The sequence below is a fragment of the Lactovum odontotermitis genome (assembly GCF_054658595.1).
The window spans coordinates 1-20,344 of sequence record NZ_BAAGGQ010000024.1; the positions used below are offsets into that span (position 1 = coordinate 1).

14 protein-coding genes are annotated in these 20,344 nt (G+C 45.6%); 1 reads left to right on the forward strand and 13 read right to left on the reverse strand.

What is annotated here, in order from left to right:
- Positions 1-223: 223 nt before the first annotated feature.
- A complete protein-coding gene (locus ACYQ2E_RS10295; RefSeq protein ID WP_460017979.1) occupies positions 224-748 on the forward strand; it encodes a sigma-70 RNA polymerase sigma factor region 4 domain-containing protein in 525 nt (174 codons plus the stop codon).
- A 30-nt stretch (positions 749-778) separates the two neighbouring features.
- On the opposite strand, the gene ACYQ2E_RS10300 is transcribed toward ACYQ2E_RS10295, so the two are convergent.
- The 13 genes from ACYQ2E_RS10300 to ACYQ2E_RS10360 form a co-directional block, all read right to left on the reverse strand.
- Positions 779-2,380, reverse strand: a complete 1,602-nt coding sequence (locus tag ACYQ2E_RS10300) for a CTP synthase (protein WP_460017980.1) — start codon at positions 2,378-2,380, stop codon at positions 779-781.
- Positions 2,381-2,577: 197 nt separating this feature from the next.
- Positions 2,578-3,399, reverse strand: a complete 822-nt coding sequence (locus ACYQ2E_RS10305) for a pyridoxamine kinase (RefSeq protein ID WP_460017981.1) — start codon at positions 3,397-3,399, stop codon at positions 2,578-2,580.
- A complete protein-coding gene (gene truA / locus ACYQ2E_RS10310) occupies positions 3,389-4,147 on the reverse strand; it encodes a tRNA pseudouridine(38-40) synthase TruA (RefSeq protein WP_460017982.1) in 759 nt (252 codons plus the stop codon). The genes ACYQ2E_RS10305 and truA overlap by 11 nt, the downstream gene beginning before the upstream one ends.
- 137 nt (positions 4,148-4,284) lie before the next feature.
- Positions 4,285-6,147 carry a BglG family transcription antiterminator gene (locus ACYQ2E_RS10315; RefSeq protein WP_460017983.1) on the reverse strand — a complete coding sequence of 621 codons (1,863 nt, stop codon included), beginning with the start codon at positions 6,145-6,147 and terminating at the stop codon, positions 4,285-4,287.
- Positions 6,148-6,407: 260 nt separating this feature from the next.
- Positions 6,408-7,862, reverse strand: a complete 1,455-nt coding sequence (locus ACYQ2E_RS10320) for a glycoside hydrolase family 1 protein (protein WP_460017984.1) — start codon at positions 7,860-7,862, stop codon at positions 6,408-6,410.
- Positions 7,863-7,972: 110 nt separating this feature from the next.
- A complete protein-coding gene (locus ACYQ2E_RS10325) occupies positions 7,973-9,223 on the reverse strand; it encodes a PTS sugar transporter subunit IIC (protein WP_460017985.1) in 1,251 nt (416 codons plus the stop codon).
- A gap of 69 nt (positions 9,224-9,292) precedes the next feature.
- Positions 9,293-9,625 carry a PTS lactose/cellobiose transporter subunit IIA gene (locus ACYQ2E_RS10330; RefSeq protein WP_460017986.1) on the reverse strand — a complete coding sequence of 111 codons (333 nt, stop codon included), beginning with the start codon at positions 9,623-9,625 and terminating at the stop codon, positions 9,293-9,295.
- A 4-nt stretch (positions 9,626-9,629) separates the two neighbouring features.
- Complete coding sequence (locus tag ACYQ2E_RS10335) at positions 9,630-9,944, reverse strand: PTS sugar transporter subunit IIB (protein WP_460017987.1); 315 nt, start codon at positions 9,942-9,944, stop codon at positions 9,630-9,632.
- A 206-nt stretch (positions 9,945-10,150) separates the two neighbouring features.
- Entirely contained in the window at positions 10,151-11,965 is a 1,815-nt protein-coding gene (gene glmS, locus ACYQ2E_RS10340) for a glutamine--fructose-6-phosphate transaminase (isomerizing) (RefSeq protein ID WP_460017988.1), read from the reverse strand.
- Positions 11,966-12,127: 162 nt separating this feature from the next.
- A complete protein-coding gene (locus ACYQ2E_RS10345) occupies positions 12,128-13,045 on the reverse strand; it encodes an RluA family pseudouridine synthase (RefSeq protein WP_460017989.1) in 918 nt (305 codons plus the stop codon).
- Positions 13,029-13,436: a cytidine deaminase family protein gene (locus ACYQ2E_RS10350; protein WP_460017990.1), complete on the reverse strand. Its 408-nt coding sequence runs from the start codon at positions 13,434-13,436 to the stop codon at positions 13,029-13,031. The genes ACYQ2E_RS10345 and ACYQ2E_RS10350 overlap by 17 nt, the downstream gene beginning before the upstream one ends.
- A gap of 37 nt (positions 13,437-13,473) precedes the next feature.
- Entirely contained in the window at positions 13,474-13,935 is a 462-nt protein-coding gene (gene lspA / locus ACYQ2E_RS10355; protein ID WP_460017991.1) for a signal peptidase II, read from the reverse strand.
- Between the two features lie 235 nt (positions 13,936-14,170).
- Positions 14,171-20,122 (reverse strand): KxYKxGKxW signal peptide domain-containing protein, encoded by a 5,952-nt coding sequence (locus ACYQ2E_RS10360; protein ID WP_460017992.1) that lies wholly within the window; start codon positions 20,120-20,122, stop codon positions 14,171-14,173.
- Between the last annotated feature and the right edge of the window lie 222 nt (positions 20,123-20,344).

Consider the following 20,344-nt stretch of genomic DNA (forward strand, 5'->3'; position numbering starts at 1 on the left):
CCATTAACACAGACTTCCTTCATTATTTTTTTCCCTTCCATTGTTTTCTCTACTCTTCCCTTTTTTCTTTTTTATCCTTTCTTTCTTATGTTCTTTAACCTTTTCTTTTTTTTCTTTGCCTTTTTTTTATTGTTACTTTATTTTTTTTTTATTTTTTTTTTTTATATTTTATTTTTTTAAAATAAGTTGTTAAAATTTTTGTAATACTTGAAAAGGAGATTTTATGGCCCCAACTCCTGATAAGAACTTTAATTCTGGTTCGGATTTCAGTCCAGACTTCAATGAACAATTCAGCAAATTTCTACCTATCATTTACAAGGCACGCAAGCTTTACAAGATTCATCTCTGGGATATAAACGACTACGTTCAGGAGGGAATGATTATTTTCTATGAGCTCTTGCAGGCTGGTCATTCTGAGGAAGTGCTGCCCGTCTATTTTAAGGTCAGATTTAATCAGCATCTGATTAATTTAATCCGGAAGCAAAACGCTTATAAGCGAAAGTTTGATACTGACAATTATGTTGATTTGGAGTATGCTGTTAATCATGTAGCGGACGAATCTTATGTGATTGACAGTCAGCTGCTGATTACTGACACAATGACGACGTTCATCAAACAGCTCAAGAAAAATGACCGCCTGCTTCTGCTCAGACTTATTGACGGAAAGGAAATTAATCGAACGCAAAAATCCCGCCTTAAACAGAAACTCATGAAGTTTCTTGATGATGAAGAAGACGGGAATAAGTAGTTTTCTCTTAGCCTGAGCGAGGCAGTTGTATCAGTTGTCCACAGCTGCTTTGATAAATGCTGTAAAGAGCCCTTCCGCACGGTTCGGGCGCGACTGAAGTTCTGGGTGATATTGGCAGGCGACAAAGAATTTTTTATCAGGCAATTCGATGATTTCAACGAGGCGATTGTCTGGAGAAACACCGGAAAAGATGAAGCCGGATTTTTCAAACTGCTCGCGGAATTCGTTGTTGAATTCGTAGCGGTGACGGTGGCGGCGCTGAACAACTTCTGTGTTATTGTAGGCTTCGGCAGTTTTGGTGCCTGGTTTCAGCTTGGCTGGATAAAGCCCTAAGCGCAGTGTGCCGCCCATGTCTTCAACGTCAATCTGGTCACGCATAAGGTCAATAATCGGATAAGGCGTCTCTGGGTCCAATTCTCTGGAATGAGCGCCTTTGAGACCTAGCACATCTCGCGCGTATTCGACACATGCCAGCTGCATGCCTAGGCAAATACCGAGGAAAGGAATGTCCTGCTCACGCGCGTATTTGATGGCTGAGATTTTCCCGTCCGTTCCGCGGTGCCCGAAGCCCCCAGGCACTATAATGCCATCAGCATCGGCGATTAATTCAGCGATATTTTCATCTGTCACGTCATTCGAATTAATCCAGCGCAGGTCAAGTTCAGCGTCAGCGACGTATCCTGCGTGCTTCAATGCTTCTACGACTGAGATATAAGCATCCGGCAGCTCAACGTATTTGCCGACCAGGGCGATTTTCACGGTTTTCTTCAGATGCATGACGTGGTCGACCATGGCTGACCATTTCGTCATATCTGCCGGCGGTACGTCAAGTTTTAAGTGGTCGCAGACAATTTGGTCCATCTTTTGTGCCTGCAGATTCAGCGGAATCTGATAGAGATGGTCCACATCGAGCGACTCAATCACGGCTTCCGGTGCTACGTCGCAGAACATGGCCACTTTATCGCGAATCTCCTGGGTAATCGGCACTTCTGTGCGCAGAACCAGCATATTTGCCTGAATACCGAGTTCGCGCAGACGTGCGGTGGCGTTCTGGGCAATCTTCGTTTTCAGCTCGCCTGCTGCTTTAAGGTAGAGAATTGGTACGGTGTGAATGTACATGACATTGTCGGCACCGACTTCGGTTTTCATTTGGCGCAGGGCTTCAATAAAGGGCAGTGACTCCATGTCGCCGACGGTTCCGCCGACTTCGGTGATGATAATGTCTGCGTCTGTGGTGGTTCCGGCGAGTTTGATTTTCTCTTTGAGCATATTGGTCACGTGAGGCACCATCTGCACGGTTGCGCCTAAGTACTCGCCTTTACGCTCTTTGCGCAGGATTTCGCTGTAGATTTTGCCGGAGGTGACGTTGCTGTATTTGTTGAGATTGATGTCAATGAAGCGCTCATAGTGGCCGAGGTCAAGGTCTGTTTCTGCGCCGTCGTCTGTTACAAAGACTTCTCCGTGCTGGTAGGGCGACATAGTGCCTGGGTCAACGTTAAGATAAGGGTCGAATTTTTGAACGGTTACTTTTAGACCGCGGTTTTTGAGCAGACGGCCGAGTGATGCAGCAACGATGCCTTTTCCCATTGATGATGTGCCGCCGCCAGTGACGAAGATGTATTTTGTTGACATGACTTTACCTTGTCTCTTTCTATAATTTTTTTGTAAGCTGGTGTGAATTCAATGATTGAATTGTACCATTTTAAAGTGTTGGAAATAAATTTGCTGTTTGGGATTTTTCAATATAATAAAAAAACTCCCAGACCAAAGAGGCGGGAGCTACTGAAACTTTATTTACAAATGCAAATAAAGTGCCCGAAACTATCTTATCATTTTACGGCACGTTTTGCAAGTGCGGCTTCGAAATTTACGCCATATTTTTTATCGGCTTCTGGAGAGGTTTCTTTGATGGCGGCTACGACAAAGTCACAGGCGGCTTGTGCTGATTCAAGCAGGGTTTTTCCGTTGCTGAGCTCGGCTGTGAGGACTGAGCCGAAGATGTCGCCGGTTCCGTGGTAGGAGTCAGGCTGCTTTTCTGCCATGGCATACTGGATGTCGCCGTTTTCGTTGACCACGGCAGCACCGATTCTGCCAGAGCTAAAGCTGACACCGGTAAAAACGATGTTTCTCGCGCCCATGTTCTGCAAAGTACTGGCCAAATCCTCAATAAAGTCTTCTGTCAAGTTCTCCTGATAGGCTGTGTCAGTCAGGAGGCAGGCTTCCGTGATGTTTGGAATCAGGACGTCGGCGACCGGCACGACTTCTTTCATTTTTTCGACAAAATTCTGGTCAAAAACGCTGTAGAGCTCGCCGTTATCGGCCATGACGGGGTCAATCACGGAGAGGGCTTCTGTGTGCGAGCCGGCAACTGACTTTAGAATGTCAATCTGGTCAGCGCTAGCCATGAAGCCGCTGTAAATGCTGTCGAAGCGGAGTTTGAGCGGTTCCCAGGCTTTTAGGATTTTCTGCATTTCATCGGTTAGGTCCAGATAGGTGAAACCCGTGAATCCGCCGGTATGCGTGGATAAAATAGCCGTCGGCAGAATGCGGCACTCGACGCCGAAGGCGCTGATAATGGGCAGCGCCACGGTTAATGAGCAGCGGCCGACGCAGGAAATATCGTGAATTGCTAAAACGTTTTTATTCGTCATTGTAAATGACCTCCTTAAGATAAAGACCTTCAGGATGTGCCGTTGGGCCTGCAAAGCGGCGGTCGCCCGTCGCTAAGATTTTGTTAATTTGTGACACCGGCATTTTGCCGTTGCCGATTTTGATGAGTGTGCCGACCATGTTGCGGACTTGTTTATAGAGGAAACCGTTGCCGCGGAAGGTGAATCTGAAGCTTGTCCCGTCAATTTTAGATACGCTGGCTTCTGTGATTGTCCGGACTTTATCTTCGACTGAAGTTCCTGTGGCGGTGAAGCCGCTGTAATCGTGCCGGCCTGTCAATTCTGCTGCTGCCGCCTGCATCGGCTCAATGTCTAAGGGATAGCGGAACCAGGCTTGTCCGCGGCGCTTGAAAGGGCTGCGTGTGAAGGAATTGTCCAGAAGGTATTCGTAAATCTTTTCGTGCGGACTGAATCTGGCGTGAAAATCTTCGGTGACTTCTTCCAGCTTCCAGACTGAGATATCGGCCGGCGTTTGTGTGTCCAGTGCAAAGCGAATCCGCTCAATCGGCCGCTGGTCGTTCAAGTCAAAGTGCAGAACTTGTCCGTAGGCATGTACACCGGCGTCTGTGCGGCCAGCTCCCTGAATCTTGATTTCCTGGCCGGAATTGATTTTTGTCAGGACTTTTTCAATCTCGGACTGAATTGTCCGCTGGTCCGGCTGTTCTTGAAAGCCGGCGAAGTCTGTGCCGTCGTAGGCAATGGTGGCTTTGAGTCTTCTGAATCTTGGCATGGGTCTATTATAGCAGAAAAATTGTTTTCTTTGGTATGTGTCAATTATTTGAGAATCGTCTTTATGTGATGAAATTCTGGTCTGTCTTCTGGTGGCGGGGGAAGCAAAAGATGCCAAATAATTTTGACATCTTAGCTTTATAGTTCAAAATATTCATCCTGCAGCATTAATTCAAGCAAGCGCTGAATCAGTTCTTCCCGGTCTTGACTTTCTCTTAGATAGTGAACATGGTAAGGCTCTACCAGGAGTTCAATCAATCGGGAAAAAATTCGGTTGAAGTCGGCAGAGTCTGCCGGATTGACTGCAAGGGCAAGTACCAGTTCCACTTTTTGGGAATGCCAGTTAAAATTTTTCTCGGGTTTTATCAGCATGATGCCTGTTTTTTCCGCAACGTATTCGATGGTATGCGGTATTGCTATGCCGCTTGTGAACACGGTGGATGACATTTTTTCGCGTTCCTGCAGTTTTTCTGTGAAATTGTCCTCAACAAATCCGTGTTTCCAAAACCAGCTGCCGATAAATTCAAACACTTCAGTTTTCGACGAAGAATCTTCCATTTTAACGAAGGCGTCCGGCAGAATCAGGCAGGGCAGCAGATTTTCTAAAAAGGTCAGTTCATGTTTTTTCTTTATCTGATTGATGCCTTTTCCAATTTGACTGAAATCTCGTTCTGTTAAAAATTCTCGGATGATGATGGTTTTTGTTTGTCCTTTTTTGTAGGTCGGGTCCGTTGATATAACCAGTTCGGCGTTTTCCGGCTCTGAAATAAAGATTAAATCTGTCTCAAAGCGCGTTTCAATCAATTGCTCAATTTGTTTTTTTCGTCCTAAATAGTCTGAAACCACTAGCGCTGCTTTTATTTTATTGACATTGCGGTTTTGTTCGTCCAAAAATGAACCAATGTGCAGCGCCATGAAGGCAATCTCATCTTCAGGAATTTCAATTTTCAGGTCTTTTTTAATGAGCGCAGATAAATAAACGGCGACGTCAAATAGCATGGGATACTGCGCTTTAATCTCGCATGTGCTCAGGTTTCGCTTGATTCTATTGGCTTGGGCACGATTGTATAGGTTTTGTGTGTGCAAAAGCAGGCGGGTCAGAAAATGCGGGTCACGGAAATCAATCATGAAAACACGGCTCAGTTCTTTCAGCGCATTTTTCAGTGTTTTTTCAATTTTTTCGTCCACGTAATTTTTGACTTCTTGTCCTTCCGGCTGCCGCTCTCCGTCAAGAAGTAAAGCCAATTCCTGCTGACTTTCAGATGAAAGGGTCAAATCATAATTTTCAAATATCCAGGCTGATATTTCCTCCACCATCTGAAATGATGAACTGGAAAAGACTTTTTCTTCCTCAATGTCCTGCTGATTGAGCGCGATTGTCAAGTGTAATAAAAAATTCTGGAAAAAGTAATGATTCGGCTGAAAATCGTATTTTGCAAAAATTTTATAGCAGGCCTCGGACAGCTCTGGTAAGGAAATTTCTCCCAGAAATTTTTGCATGACATCGTCTAAAGCCGGTAATGCGATGCTTCTTTTTTGAATCAAATCAATAATTAAAGCTTTTTTATGCTCATATTTTCCGACTAAATAATAGGAAAAATCATGCTGCACGATGGATATATGAAATTTTTGTATCTGTTTTTTCAGGACTGCAATGTCTGCACGGATGGTGGCATCTGAAACTTGCAGTTTTTCTGAAATATCAAATAAATCAATGCCCTCATCTGTCTTCTTCAAAAGTTGACGCAATATCAGAAAACGTCTTTCTTCAAGATTTTCAGGATTTTCAAGGAAATTAGACAGATTGTTCAATTTTTGATTGTACTGATAACCTTCACGATGTGACAATATAATTTCCGGGCTTTCTTCATTGAGCTGCCTGACGTAATATCGGACGCTCCGGGTGGTCACTCCAAGTACTTTGGCCAATTCTGCAGCTGCGACATATGAGACGGTTTCTTTATTTTTTAAATAATCGAGCAAAAGCTCTTTCTTTTTCATGAAAAATTCCTCTGGTTTTCTTAAGGGCAGCTCTAACAAACTGCTTTTCGTGATTTTGTTAGAGCCACCCTTACTATTTTATAATATTTTTAAGGATTTTTAAAACAATATCTGAAAAGTGACTAAAAAGTAAGAATTAATGGTAAGAATTATTAAACAACTCAACTTGACATTTTCTCAGAAATTGTCAAAAATCTGTCAGCGTGGTGCTCCGACAGATTTTTTGATTTCCAATTCAAATTATTGTCAAACTCTTGTTATCAAACTTCACTGCCGTTTGTTTCCGTCACACGTTTGTACCAGTCATAGCTTGCTTTTTTAAAGCGTTTATGAGAACCGTTTCCTTCATCATCAATGTCAACGTATATGAAACCGTAGCGTTTACTCATTTGCTGAGAGGAACAGCTGACGATGTCAATTGGTCCCCAAACGCAGTAGGCAAAGACATCTGCGCCGTCATAAACGGCACGTCCAACCTGCTCGATATGCGCGCTTAGATAATCTGAGCGGTAAGTGTCATTGATTGCTCCGTCAACGACTTCATCATAGTCTCCAAAGCCGTTTTCTGCAATCATGATTGGTTTTTCGTAACGGTCCCAGTATTGCGACAGCGTATTGTACAGGCCTTCCGGGTCAATGTTCCAGCCCCAGGGACTGGCGTCAAGATTCGGGTTCGGCGAAATATCATAGGCTTCATAACCGTTTCGGCTTGAATCTACCATTTGAGAGAAATAGTAGGAAATGGCTAAGTAATCCATCGTATTGTCACGAAGCAAGGCTTTTTCTGCTTCTGTTATCTCAATTTTCATCTGCTTTTCCTGGAAATAATTCAGGGCATATTGGGGATAGTTTCCGCGAAATTGTACGTCGGTGAAGAAATACTGCATTCGGTTGCGGCGCATGGCAAGCACCACGTCAGACGGCTTGCACGAGAAGGGATAAGCTGTTCCGTCTGCCACCATTGTGCCGATATGTAAATCCGGATTGTGAAGTGATTTGGCGTATTCCTGAATCATTGCACAGGCAACCATCTGATTGTGTACGCCTTGATACTCGGCTTCTTCGGGATATTCATACTGGTCTTTGCAAAATCCCAGTGATAGGAAAGGCTCAATCTGAATCATATTAATCTGGTTAATCAAAATCCAGTATTTTACTTTATTTCCGAACCAGTCCAGCAAAGTTTTGCCATAACGGGCAAACATTTCTATTAGTTCTTTATTTGCCCATCCGCCGTATTCTAGCGTCAAATGAACGGGTGTTTCATAGTGGAGCATTGTGATGATAGGCTCCATGCCGACTTCGCGAATTTTGTCAATGATTTTTTCATAATGTTGAAGTGCTGCGATATTCGGCTCTTTTTCATCTCCTTTGGGGAAAACGCGTGACCAGTCAATTGAGGTCCGAAAGGCTTTCATTCCTGTTCCGGCCAGCATTTCCAAATCTTTCTCGTAAGTGTTATAGAAGTCAATACCGTGACGTTTCGGATAGAAGCTGCTGTTATCTGCAAGATTTTTTTTCACTTGCTCAAGCTGCATCCCTTTGCTTTCAATTTCTTGGATTTCTATATTGGATAAGCCTTTAAGGTAGGGCTGCAAATCTGATGAGTTGGGGAGTTTTCCATCTTGGGTGTAGGCGCCGTCGGCTTGTGAAGCGGCTTGGGCACCTGCCCAGAGGAAATTTTCCGGAAAATACGGGTATTGATTTTTCTTCATGTGTTGGTTTCCTGTTTCTGTTGGTTTATTTAGATGTAGAATGTGTGCTTTCTGTTTGAGTTATCCGCTTTTAACGCTTGTAAGTTTTGCTGGCAAGCGGAGCGTTTTCTCTAATCTTCTTCTGCTGCCCATTCTAAGTCTTGCTGAACTGCTTGCTTGTCGTAGGTTTTGAAGAATGGATAGTAGATGAACCATGAAATTGCAAAGTATGCGAATACAAAGATGACGCCCATGATGGATTTGGTAATAATCCAGCCTGCAATCGGCACTGGTGTGTACCAGAGCTGGAAAGGCTGATATGGGATTGGGACAAGATGCGCTTTCATCACAAGCCAGAGTAAGATTGGGCCAACTAGGCCGTTAATCCAGAACGGAACCATCAATGTCGGGTTGAAAGCAATCGGAGCACCGAAAACTAAAGGCTCGTTAATGTTGAAAAGACCAGGTATAAGGGAAGCTTTGCCAATCATGCGCAGACGCTGAGATTTTGAAAGGAAAGCCATCATGATGCAGAGAGAAAGTGTGGCACCGCCGCCGCCGAGCATAATCAGCGTTAAAGCTTCGACCGTATAAATATTCGATGCCGCTTGTCCTGCAGCGTGAGCCGTCTGATTCGCCGCAATTCCGGAAAGTGCAATCGCATAGCCCACTGGAGCCAAGACCCAGCTTGAAATGCCGAACGAATACAGAAAGCTGAAGGAAAGGAAGTTAATGATGACCAGTCCCCAGAAGCTCTGACCCAGATGAACCAAAGGCTCAAATAAAGCATTGATTCCTGCATAAAGATTGATATGAAGCTGGAAAGTGAAGAGCCAGCCAATCAGCAGAATGATAATAATCGGAAAGAGTGTGTTGAACCAGACAGCGATAAAATCTGGCAGACTTGAATCCTCTTTGATAAAATTGAATTTCGTGAAGAGATGCATCACCAAACCTACCAGCAGACCTGCAATCAGCGCTGCAATCATACCGCCCGTGCCGAATGTATTTCCGTCAAATGTTATGGCAGCAGTCTCCGCATTAATCTTCGGGAAAACCAGCATGAAGAAGAAGGCGAGTCCGGCAAGTCCTGACTGCTGGGCAATTTCAGCGTGTTTCTTGTGCTTCATGACTGCATTTGGAATCAAATAGGCCAGAAAGACAGAAAACAGTCCGAATGAAAATTGACTAATCATAGAAAAGTCCGGGAACCAATTCAGGTAAGATTTCACCAAACTCAAGATTGTTGCGAATGAACCGATAAGAATCATCGGCATGCCTGTCAGAATCGCATCTTGGATGGAGGCCACCCAGGCATTCTTGGCGATTTTATTTACTTTGGGTGCGAATTTTTCCGTCATCCAATTCATAAATTTGTTCATGTTATTTTCTCCTTTGAACCGCATTTACGCGTTCGACTTTGAATAGCGTTCGAGCAAATGCTCAGTTTTTTATCCTATTCTTTTATATAATCTGATAATTTCTTTGACCAGGTGACGTTCTGAGCTCACTGTCATCAGGTGATCCTGGGCATGTCCGAAAAGTGAGGAATAAGGAACGATGATTCCTTCGGCTTCTTTCTGCAAAGTTGCGGTTTGGGCATGATGTGCTTCGACAAGTTCCGCATTTGCCTGTTTCATCAATTCTTCAGCCTCATCAAATTCTCCCTCGGACGCTTTTTGCGCTGCTTCGAAAATCATTTCACGCGCATTGCCGGCATGTAGAATCACATTCATCGAAATTACTGCTAAATCATCACGCTCCACTGTTTCAAACTCTTCCACTCGTTTATTCTCCTTCCAGCTGCTGAACAGCAAATTCTACTAGACCTTTACCGTCCAGTGCACCGTAAATGCGTTGGGGAATGACTGCGCATCTTACATTGTGTTCTTCACACATGCCTTTGACTTCGTCAATCATGTATTTCAGATGAGGTGCCACGAGGAGTAGGTCAATGGATGGCAAAGAGGCTTCAATTTCGGTTTCGCTCTTTGCTTTAACTTCAATATCTGCACCAGCTTTTTTAGCAGCTTTACGTGCTGCTGCGGCCATAAATCCTGAAGAGGCGCCTGCACCGCAGGTGAGTAATACTTGTTTTGTCATTTTATTCTCCTTAATAGTTTTGCATAAATGCTTGAACTATTTTTCTTTTATTTTTATAATGTAATCTTAACAAAAACGATTTCATATTTCTTCTAAGCTTTTTTCCTAATAGGCGGAAAAAAGTTTATCTTAAACTGGTATGTCCATGGTAATCAAAAAGCCTGCCGGATTCGGCAGACTTTATTGCTGTTTTTAACTCTTTACTATTATTCAACTGTCACGGCTTTGGCCAGATTACGCGGTTTATCCACATCCAGCCCACGCTGCAGCGAGGTTTCATAAGCGATAAGCTGCGTCGGAACGACCATGGCAATCGCAGACAGCCAAGGATGCACATTTGTGACGATAATGTCGTCCTCAGGCTTTGCGACTGCTTCTTCAGCAATGATAATTGTCGAAGCGCCGCGTGCCACGACTTCCATGATGTTCCCGCGGGTGTGCGAGGCAACTGCCGGGTCTGATAACAGCGCCAAGACTGGCACGCCTTTTTCAATCAGGGAAATGGTGCCGTGCTTGAGTTCGCCAGCGGCGAAGCCTTCACACTGGACATAGGAAATCTCTTTGAGCTTTAGCGATGCTTCCATGGAAACGAAATAGTCCTGTTTGCGGCCGATGTAAAAGGCACTGCGTGTCGTCAGTAATAGTTTTTCGACTAACGAGGCGATTTTGTCTTTTTCTGAGAGCGTCGCTTCGATGGACTGGGCAACCAGCGACAGTTCTTTGACCAGGTTGAAGTCGTGTGCGGCTGGCAGGCCTGCGGCTTCTCCAGCGGCCTTCGCCAGGAAGGCCAGGGTTGCAATCTGACCGGTGTACGCTTTGGTGGACGCTACGGCGATTTCAGGGCCCGCACCTATCAGCATGGTGTATGTGGCCTCACGCGATAGTGTCGAGCCAGGCACATTGGTCACGGTTAGGCTCGGGAAGCCGAGTTCGTTGACCTTGACGAGGACTTGCCGGCTGTCGGCGGTTTCACCGGATTGGCTGAGGAAGATGAAGAGCGGTTTTTCGGATAGGAGCGGCATGCCGTAGCCCCATTCTGAGGCGAGTCCTAACTCTACTGGCGCCTGAGTCAAGGCTTCCAGCATTATTTTTGCACCAAAACCGGCGTTGTAGGAGGTTCCGGCGGCGATAATGTAGAGGCGGTCTGCCTCCTGGACAGCCTGGACAATTTCCGGCGCGACATTCATTGTGCCGTCGTCATTGACATAGGTTTTGATGAGTTTGCGCATGACAGCGGGCTGCTCGTCGATTTCTTTGAGCATGTAAAATGGATAAGTGCCCTTGCCGATGTCGCTCAAATCCAGCTCGGCGGTGTAACTCTCGCGCGTCACGGGATTTCCGGCGTAGTCCGTGATTGTCACAGAATCTTTTTCCAGTACCACCAGCTCTTTGTCATGAATTTCCATGAACTCGCTGGTCTCGCGAATCATGGCCATGGCGTCCGAGCAGACCATGTTGTAGCCGTCACCTAGGCCGATGAGAAGCGGCGACTTATTCTTGGCCACGTAAATCGTGTCTGGCGCTTCTGCGTCCATCAGGGCAAAAGCATAGCTGCCCTCAATGATGTCCAGTGCTTTCTTGAATGCTTCCAGAACCGGCAGACCTTCATTTTCGGCAAATTTAGCGATGAGATGCACTGCGACTTCCGTGTCCGTTTGGCCGATAAAACTGTCAGTTGACAGGTATTTCTGACGAATTTCTTCGAAATTCTCAATGACGCCGTTGTGAACGAGAATGAAGCGCTCGGATGTAGAAGTCTGCGGATGGGCATTCTCGAGACTTGGTTTGCCGTGCGTGGCCCAACGGGTGTGTCCAATGCCTGAAGTCCCTGCAACGTCAATCCCCAGCTTATTGCGCAGGTCTTCAATCCGGCCGACTGATTTGACCAGCTTTGACTTGTGATTCGCATTTGTCACAAAGATGCCGGCTGAGTCATAGCCTCGGTACTCCAGCTTCTCTAGCCCCTGCATTAAAATATCTGTTGCATTTCGATTTCCTACGACACCTACAATTCCGCACATAAAATCTCCTTTTTTAAATTGGTATAGTTGTATTTTTATGGTTTTATTCCACGAGAAATATTATATTACTTGTTGTTTTCTTTGTCAAGCATAAAATATTTTAAAATTGGTATACACAGATTTTATGGCGCAAAAAAAAACGAACACTGGGTTTGTGCTCGATTAGTTTTGCCTGAGTTTCTTCAATGTCTCTGAGAAGATTCGCGGGACTGGTGCTGAGAATTCAAGCAGCTCGCCAGTTCTCGGGTGGATAAATCCGAGGGTTTCTGCATGGAGGAACTGTCCGGCGTTGGGGCTCAAGCTTTTGCTTGGTCCATAGAGTGGGTCGCCGGCGACTGGATGACCGATGTAGGCCATATGTACACGAATCTGGTGTGTCCGCCCGGTTTCGAGCTGAAGCGCGATTAGGGAGTAACCGCCAGACCCATGTCCGCTCGGAAAACGCTCCAGCACTTTAAAGTGGGTAATCGCAGCTTTTCCGCCCGCGACGACTGCCTGCCGCTGCCGGTTCTTGGGGTCGCGTCCAATCGGCGCTTCTATCGTGCCGCGCTCGTTTTCCAGGACGCCGTGTACAATCGCGAGGTAACGCCGCTGGGTGCTTTTGGCTTTGAGCTGCGCCGCCAGTGACTCGTGCGCCTTGTCGTTTTTTGCCACCATCAAAAGGCCCGACGTGTCTTTGTCGATGCGGTGGACAATGCCGGGGCGGATGACGCCGTTGATGCTCGAGAGGTCTTTGATATGGAACATCAGAGCGTTGACCAGCGTGCCTGTGCTGTGGCCGACCGAGGGGTGAACGACCATGCCCTGGGGTTTGTTGACGACCGCCACGTCCTCGTCTTCGTAGACAATGTCGAGCGGAATGTCCTCTGCCGCGATGTTGAGCACCTCTGGTTCCGGCACTTCAAACTCGACGCTGTCGCCTGTTTTCACCTTGTATTTGGCTTTTTTGACAGTTCCGTTGACAGTGACTTGGTTTTCGTCTATTAGTGTGCCGATTAGCGTGCGCGAAAACTCTGTCTGATTTGACAGAGCTTTGTCCAGACGCTCACCGGCGTTTTTTTCGTCAATTATTACTTGCATTTTTATCCCAATAGTGCGGCAGAAGTTCTGCCAGTTTTATAGTTTTGAGTGGTTCGAAACTGAGCAGAATTTCCATGTCTGCTGAGTTTTCATCCGCCAGCTGCATCAGAAATTCTCTACAGACACCACAGGGCAAAATGACCTTGCCGCTCATAACTGCTGCAAGCTTTACAATTCGGTTTTCGCCAGCTGTCAGCATACTGCCGATTGCATTGCGCTCTGCACAATATCCCATCGAGCAATCCGTGTCTACGGAAACTCCTGTATAAATATTCCCGTTCGAGGTTAATATGGCTGCGCCGACACTCCCCGCGAAGATACTTTCGGAAATATCTCGAGGATTCACTACTGCTGCGGCTTTATCAAATAACTCCTGCCAAATTTCTTTCATTTTTTACATTTTCCTTTAAATATTGCAAAAACAGACATTAAGTCGAGAGATGTTCACTTTTATCTGTCAAAATTGCAATAATCAGGACGACAAATCCCACTGACAATAGGGCATCTGCCACATTGAAAATCGCAAAGTTTATGAAATCTGTCTGAAACATGTCGACGACAAAGCCTTGGCGAATCCGGTCAATCCAGTTTCCCAGCGCTCCGGAGATGACCAGGCTTAATCCGACATTATAGAAAATTTGTCCATTTTTCTTCCAGAGAAAATACAGCGCGGCTAGCACGGCAATTGGAGTCAGAATGTTGAAAATCCACTGCTGGCCTTCCAGCATTGACCAGGCAGCGCCGGAGTTTGTCACGTGTGTTAAGCTCATGATTTCTGGAATGAACTTTTTGGTTGTGCTCAGCGGAACGTTCGCCACAATCCAGTTTTTGACGAGCTGGTCCGCTAGGATGCCGGCCGCAATAATTACTAGCGAGAGAATCTTCTTCATTTGTCTATTGTAACAGAATCGGGCGCTAAACTCTAGTTAGAGTATTTCAAACACACTTTTATATCATTCTCAAGAATTTTTTCGTCACCCTGTCTAAATCAGACACTTATTTTTATGACGAGAAAAATAGCAAGAACCCAAGTTCAAAAGCAAAAAGAATCCCACACTTTCGTATGAAACTCTTTTTTATTTTTAAGAGATTGAAAACTAGAGAGTTAAACTGTGAACAGCCAGATTATTTATCTTTCAAATTTTTATTCTTTTTCTTTAGCGTCCGCTTTTTCTTTTGTAAAACTGCCGCCGCCAGTCCCAGACCAAGCGCTGCTTCTCCTGCCAGTAGAGCTGCATCTGAAGTTTGCTCGCCGGTCTTCGGCAAATCTGTCTTATGAGAAGGTGTTGCAGGCCGACGCGGACTTTCGCTCATAGAATCGGAATCACTCTGAGATTCTGATGCACTATCAGAATCTGAAGTACTATCACTCAAACTGTCGGAGTCCGAGCTACTGTCACTGGAGCTGTCCGATGTGGAATCTGAGTCACTTTGAGAATCTGAGGTACTGTCACTTGAACTGTCCGATGTGGAATCTGAGTCGCTCTGTGAATCCGAGACACTATCACTGGAACTGTCCGAAGTAGAATCTGAGTCGCTCTGAGAATCTGAAGTACTCTCGCTTGAACTATCGGATGCAGAATCGGAGTCACTCTGTGAATCTGATGTACTCTCACTTGAACTATCCGAGTCCGAGACGCTATCACTTGAACTGTCGGAAGTAGAATCCGAGTCACTCTGAGAGCCTGAGACACTGTCACTTGAACTGTCGGAATCAGAAATGCTGTCACTCTGCGAATCCGAAGTGCTCTCGCTTGAGCTATCAGAGTCTGAAACACTGTCGCTCTGGGAATCCGAGACACTGTCGCTCGAGCTGTCAGAAGTAGAATCCGAGTCGCTCTGAGAGTCTGAGGTACTATCACTTAAACTATCTGAGTCCGAAATACTGTCACTCTGCGAATCCGAAGTACTCTCGCTCGAACTATCAGAGTCTGAAACACTGTCACTTTGGGAATCTGATGCACTCTCGCTCGAACTATCAGAGTCTGAAACACTGTCACTCTGGGAATCTGATGCACTCTCACTGGAACTATCGGAATCCGAAATACTGTCACTCTGGGAATCCGAAGTGCTCTCGCTTGAGCTATCCGAATCGGAAACACTGTCGCTCTGGGAATCCGAGACACTATCGCTCGAACTGTCAGAAGTAGAATCCGAGTCACTTTGAGAGTCTGAAGTACTATCACTTAAACTATCTGAGTCCGAAATACTGTCACTCTGGGAATCCGAAGTGCTCTCGCTTGAGCTATCAGAGTCTGAAACACTGTCACTTTGGGAATCTGATGCACTCTCACTGGAACTATCAGAGTCTGAAACACTGTCACTTTGGGAATCTGATGCACTCTCGCTCGAACTATCAGAGTCTGAAACACTGTCACTCTGGGAATCTGAAGTGCTCTCGCTCGAGCTATCAGAGTCTGAAACACTGTCACTCTGGGAATCCGAAGTGCTCTCGCTCGAGCTATCGGAATCGGAAACACTGTCGCTCTGGGAATCCGAAGCACTGTCACTCGAACTGTCAGAATCGGAAACACTGTTACTTTGAGAGTCTGAGGTACTATCACTTAAACTATCTGAACCGGAAACACTGTCACTCTGGGAATCCGAGGCACTCTCGCTCGAACTGTCAGAAGTAGAATCCGAGTCACTTAAGCTATCTGAGTCACTGTCACTTAAACTATCGGAAACAGAATCAGAATCACTCAAGCTATTCGAATCGCTATCACTTAAACTATCGGAAACGGAATCAGAAGCACTTATGCTGTTCGAATCACTGTCACTCGAACTGTCGGAAACGGAATCAGAAGCACTTACGCTATCTGAATCACTGTCACTCACACTGTCGGAAACGGAATCAGAAGCACTCACGCTGTTCGAGTCACTGTCACTTAAACTATCGGAAACGGAATCAGAATCACTCAAGCTATCCGAAGCGCTATCACTCAAACTATCAGAGACAGAATCGGAATCACTCAAGCTATCCGAAGCGCTATCACTTAAACTATCGGAAACGGAATCAGAAGCACTTACGCTATCCGAAGCACTATCACTCAAACTATCGGAAACGGAATCAGAATCACTTATGCTATTTGAATCGCTGTCACTTAAACTATCGGAAGCTGAATCAGAATCACTTAGGCTATTCGAGTCGCTATCACTCAGACTATCAGAAACACTGTCGCTCAGGGAATCCGAGTCAGAATCACTCACGCTGTCCGAAGCACTTTCACTCAGGGAATCCGAAGCACTTTCACTCAAACTATCCGAAGCGCTGTCACTCAAGGAATCTGAAGCACTATCGCTCAAACTGTCTGAAGCACTGTCACTCAGGGAATCCGAGTCGGAATCGCTCAAACTATCCGAAGCGCTGTCACTCAGGGAATCCGAAGCACTTTCACTCAGGGAATCCGAAGCACTTTCACTCAAGGAATCTGAAGCTGAATCACTCAAACTATCCGAAGCACTATCACTCAAGGAATCTGAACTTGAGTCACTTAAACTGTCGGAAGCAGAATCACTCAAACTATCTGAAGTACTATCACTCAAGGAATCTGAAGCAGAATCACTCAAACTGTCTGAAGTACTATCGCTCAAGGAATCCGAAGCACTATCGCTCAAGGAATCTGAACTTGAGTCACTTAAACTGTCTGAAGAACTATCGCTCAGGGAATCCGAAGCTGAATCACTCAAGCTATCTGAAGCACTATCACTCAATGAATCTGAACTTGAGTCACTTAAACTATCCGAAGCACTATCACTCAAGGAATCTGAACTTGAGTCACTTAAACTGTCGGAAGCAGAATCGCTCACACTGTCTGAAGAACTATCACTTAAACTGTCTGAATTCGAATCACTCAAACTATCCGAAGCACTATCGCTCAATGAATCTGAACTCGAGTCACTTAAACTGTCGGAAGCAGAATTGCTCACACTGTCTGAATTCGAATCACTCAAACTATCCGAAGCACTGTCACTCAAGCTATCCGAAGCTGAATCACTCAAACTATCCGAAGCACTATCACTCACGGAATCTGAATTTGAGTCACTTAAACTGTCTGAAGCAGAATCGCTCAAACTATCCGAAGTACTATCACTTAAACTGTCGGAACTCGAATCGCTCAAACTATCTGAAGCACTGTCACTCAAAGAATCTGAACTTGAGTCACTTAAACTGTCGGAAGCAGAATCACTCAAACTATCTGAAGCACTGTCACTCAAAGAATCTGAGTCTGAATCACTCAAGCTATCCGAAGCGCTATCACTCAAGGAATCCGAAGCAGAATCACTCAAACTATCCGAAGCACTATCACTCAAGGAATCCGAAGCTGAATCGCTCAAGCTATCTGAAGCACTATCACTCAAGGAATCTGAGCTTGAGTCACTTAAACTGTCTGAACTCGAATCGCTCAAACTATCCGAAGTACTATCACTCAAGGAATCCGAAACAGAATCACTCGCATTGTCCGAAGCACTGTCGCTCAGTGAATCCGAAGCAGAATCACTCACGTTGTCCGAAGCGCTGTCGCTCAGTGAATCCGAGTCACTGTCACTCAAATTATCTGAAGTAGAATCACTTAAACTATCCGAATCATTATCACTCAGACTATTCGAATCATGATCAAAATTCGAAGTACTATCTGATTCAGAATCATGTTCAAAGTTCGAAGTACTATCCGACTCAGAATCATGTACAAAATCCGAATTACTGTCTACATCAGAATTATGCTCAAAATCTGAATTGCTGTCCAGGTCAGAATTATGGTCAAAATCAGACTCGGAGTCCGATTCTCCTTCATCGGTAAGTATGTAATGAACATTGTAAGTTGTATTCTGATCGGAAGCGGTCAGTTTTTTGCCGAAGAAATCGCTTGTAACATCTTTTCCGCTCTGGTCTGTGACGATTGCTGTGACCGGGTAACCATTCGGACTTGTCGTCGTCTGCGGAACGTTCGGTGTAATTGTATCTCCCGTTTGGGTGGCAATTGAACCGCCCTGCTGACCTGACGGCTGATTATTGAGAATCGCGGCGTCGCTGCTGTCTTGCCCTTTTACCGTCACTGTGAGAGGGTTGGCTGTCAGAATAATCTTGAAATCATTGGTATTTGCTGTGTAACCTGTCGTTCCTGTTGAGGAATTCGGACCATAGGTTCCAGCTGTGCCTCCTGGGCCTGATTGCGAAAGGATAGCTTCACCTAAACTGGTGAAGACAGTTCCATTTGGTGCTAAGTAGCTGGCCGTGTAACCAGAAGGAATATCAAGTATGGGGGCTGAAATCGCCCCGTCTGTCAAGCCGTCGCCTTGTGTCATTGCCGGAAGCGCGGGTCCTGTTGTTCCGTCTGCATAACTATAGTAGAATTTCGCCGTCTGCTGATTCGGTGTGTAATATACATTGACGACATTGGGATTGTCTGTATCTGAGAAAAAGTTTTTGACATTCACAATCGGAGGGTCTACTTTACTGTATGTATATCCAGCAGGAGCGCTTGGCGCAACGTAAGTATAACTTCCGGGCGCACCGGGGTTTGAGCTCGACTGTCCGCCCGGAGCAACGACTGCTACACTGTCTCCTACATTGGCGGTAATCGTTGACTGCTTCCAGCCAGCTACTGCTGAACCTGTACTCTGATTGACATAATTTACTAAGACATTCTGCGTCGCCTGTATACCTGTAGCGCCGGTTAGTGTGGCACCCATGGTTCCTGTATTTCCGCCTTGAGAGGCCGCCAAACCGACTGTCATCACGTTCTGCACGGTTACTGTTGTCGCCAAAGTTATAGTGGATGGAATATTGCCCACTGTGGAGACAAGTGTCATAGTCAGCGTGCCAGTGGTAGTTCCCGGTGTATCTCCAGGCCCTGTAGGCGTCCAAATAATTTCCACCCCTTCGTTAATCGATGTCTGCCGCCCGCCTACCAATGCCACATCATCCATCTTTGCCCACGCTGCACCTGAACTAGCTAAAGGTTTATCGCCTGCGTCATAATTTGTCGGCTGCAGGGCGCCTGCGGAATCAGTGAAGCGGATGGCAACTTCTGTTGTACCGCCGCCGCTTCCGCCGTCTGTTCCAGGATTACTGTATAAATCTCTTCCCAGGAAAATGGTGTTCGGAAGACCGCCAACACCGAGTGATTCTTGTCCGCCGCCTTCTCGAAGGTCTGTAGAACTTACTGGAGACAAGATAAAGCCTACGCCATCCCCGGCTTGAGTCCAATCACTTCCTGTTGTCGTCGTCACCTGGAACGAGCCGTTAATTGTGAGCGGCTTTGTCATATCTACCGCGGGTCTATAAGCTGCTCCGCCTGCTATATTCCCGCCCTGCGAAATCAAACCAATTTGATTTGCGGCACTCCCTCTGCTTGCGCCGCCGCCTATTCCCCAGCTGTTATTATCGGCAAAATTAGGCAGTGCGCCGTGGTTTCCGGTGTCCCATTGTGTATTGTTATCTACTGTACCCACACCTGATTGCGCTGCGGCTGCAAATGGAGCTATGCTGGCTTGTTCACTCATCAGACTTACTGAAACAGCTTTGCTCGAGCTGATTGAGGCTGCTACCATTGAAGCATGGCTTGAGGCAACGGATGATGCCGTTGAACTAGCGATTTCTGAAAGGGTCATAGCCGCCGACTGAGAATTCTCTGAAGCAGCTTTACTGGCTGCAGACGAAGTTGAAGTTGAAGCCGAGGATGAAGTAGCCAAGCTCGAATTCTCTGATGAAGCCGCACTCACGCTCCCGGCAGCAGAATTCACAGCAGTTTTTACAGCAGTCTTTAATGAAACGCTTGAGGCACTGCTTGACGAAGAACCTGCCGAACTTGGCGCAGTTATAGTATCTGCACTTGCATGAGGCTCAAAAGTATTAAAAAGCGCCTGAGCATCCGTTTGTAAAAGCTCAGGACTGATTACCTTGGCGACTGTTGTGCCCCCCACTAATATCGTGAAAAGAGAGGAAGCATAAAGCCAGTTTTTACCAGATTTCCACGCTCGAAAATGCGTCAAGACAGAATCCTGCTGCACCTTTTTCAAATGAAGTTCGGTATGTTTTTTTTGCCAGTCCGTTGAATGTTTGCCGGTTACCATAATTCCTCCTAATTCGCTTATGCTGTTATTTCAGTTTCAGCCAATCACAAATCGTTCTTCAATAATCTAGATTCTTGTATTTAGACACTCAAGATTATTTGTTCTATTTTATTTTAGACGTTATGTACATTAACATTTTAACTGAATATGTCTTAAAATGCAAGAAAACAAACTCCGACTTTCTTTATTTTTTATTTATAATATAAGTTTTAAGAGATTTTA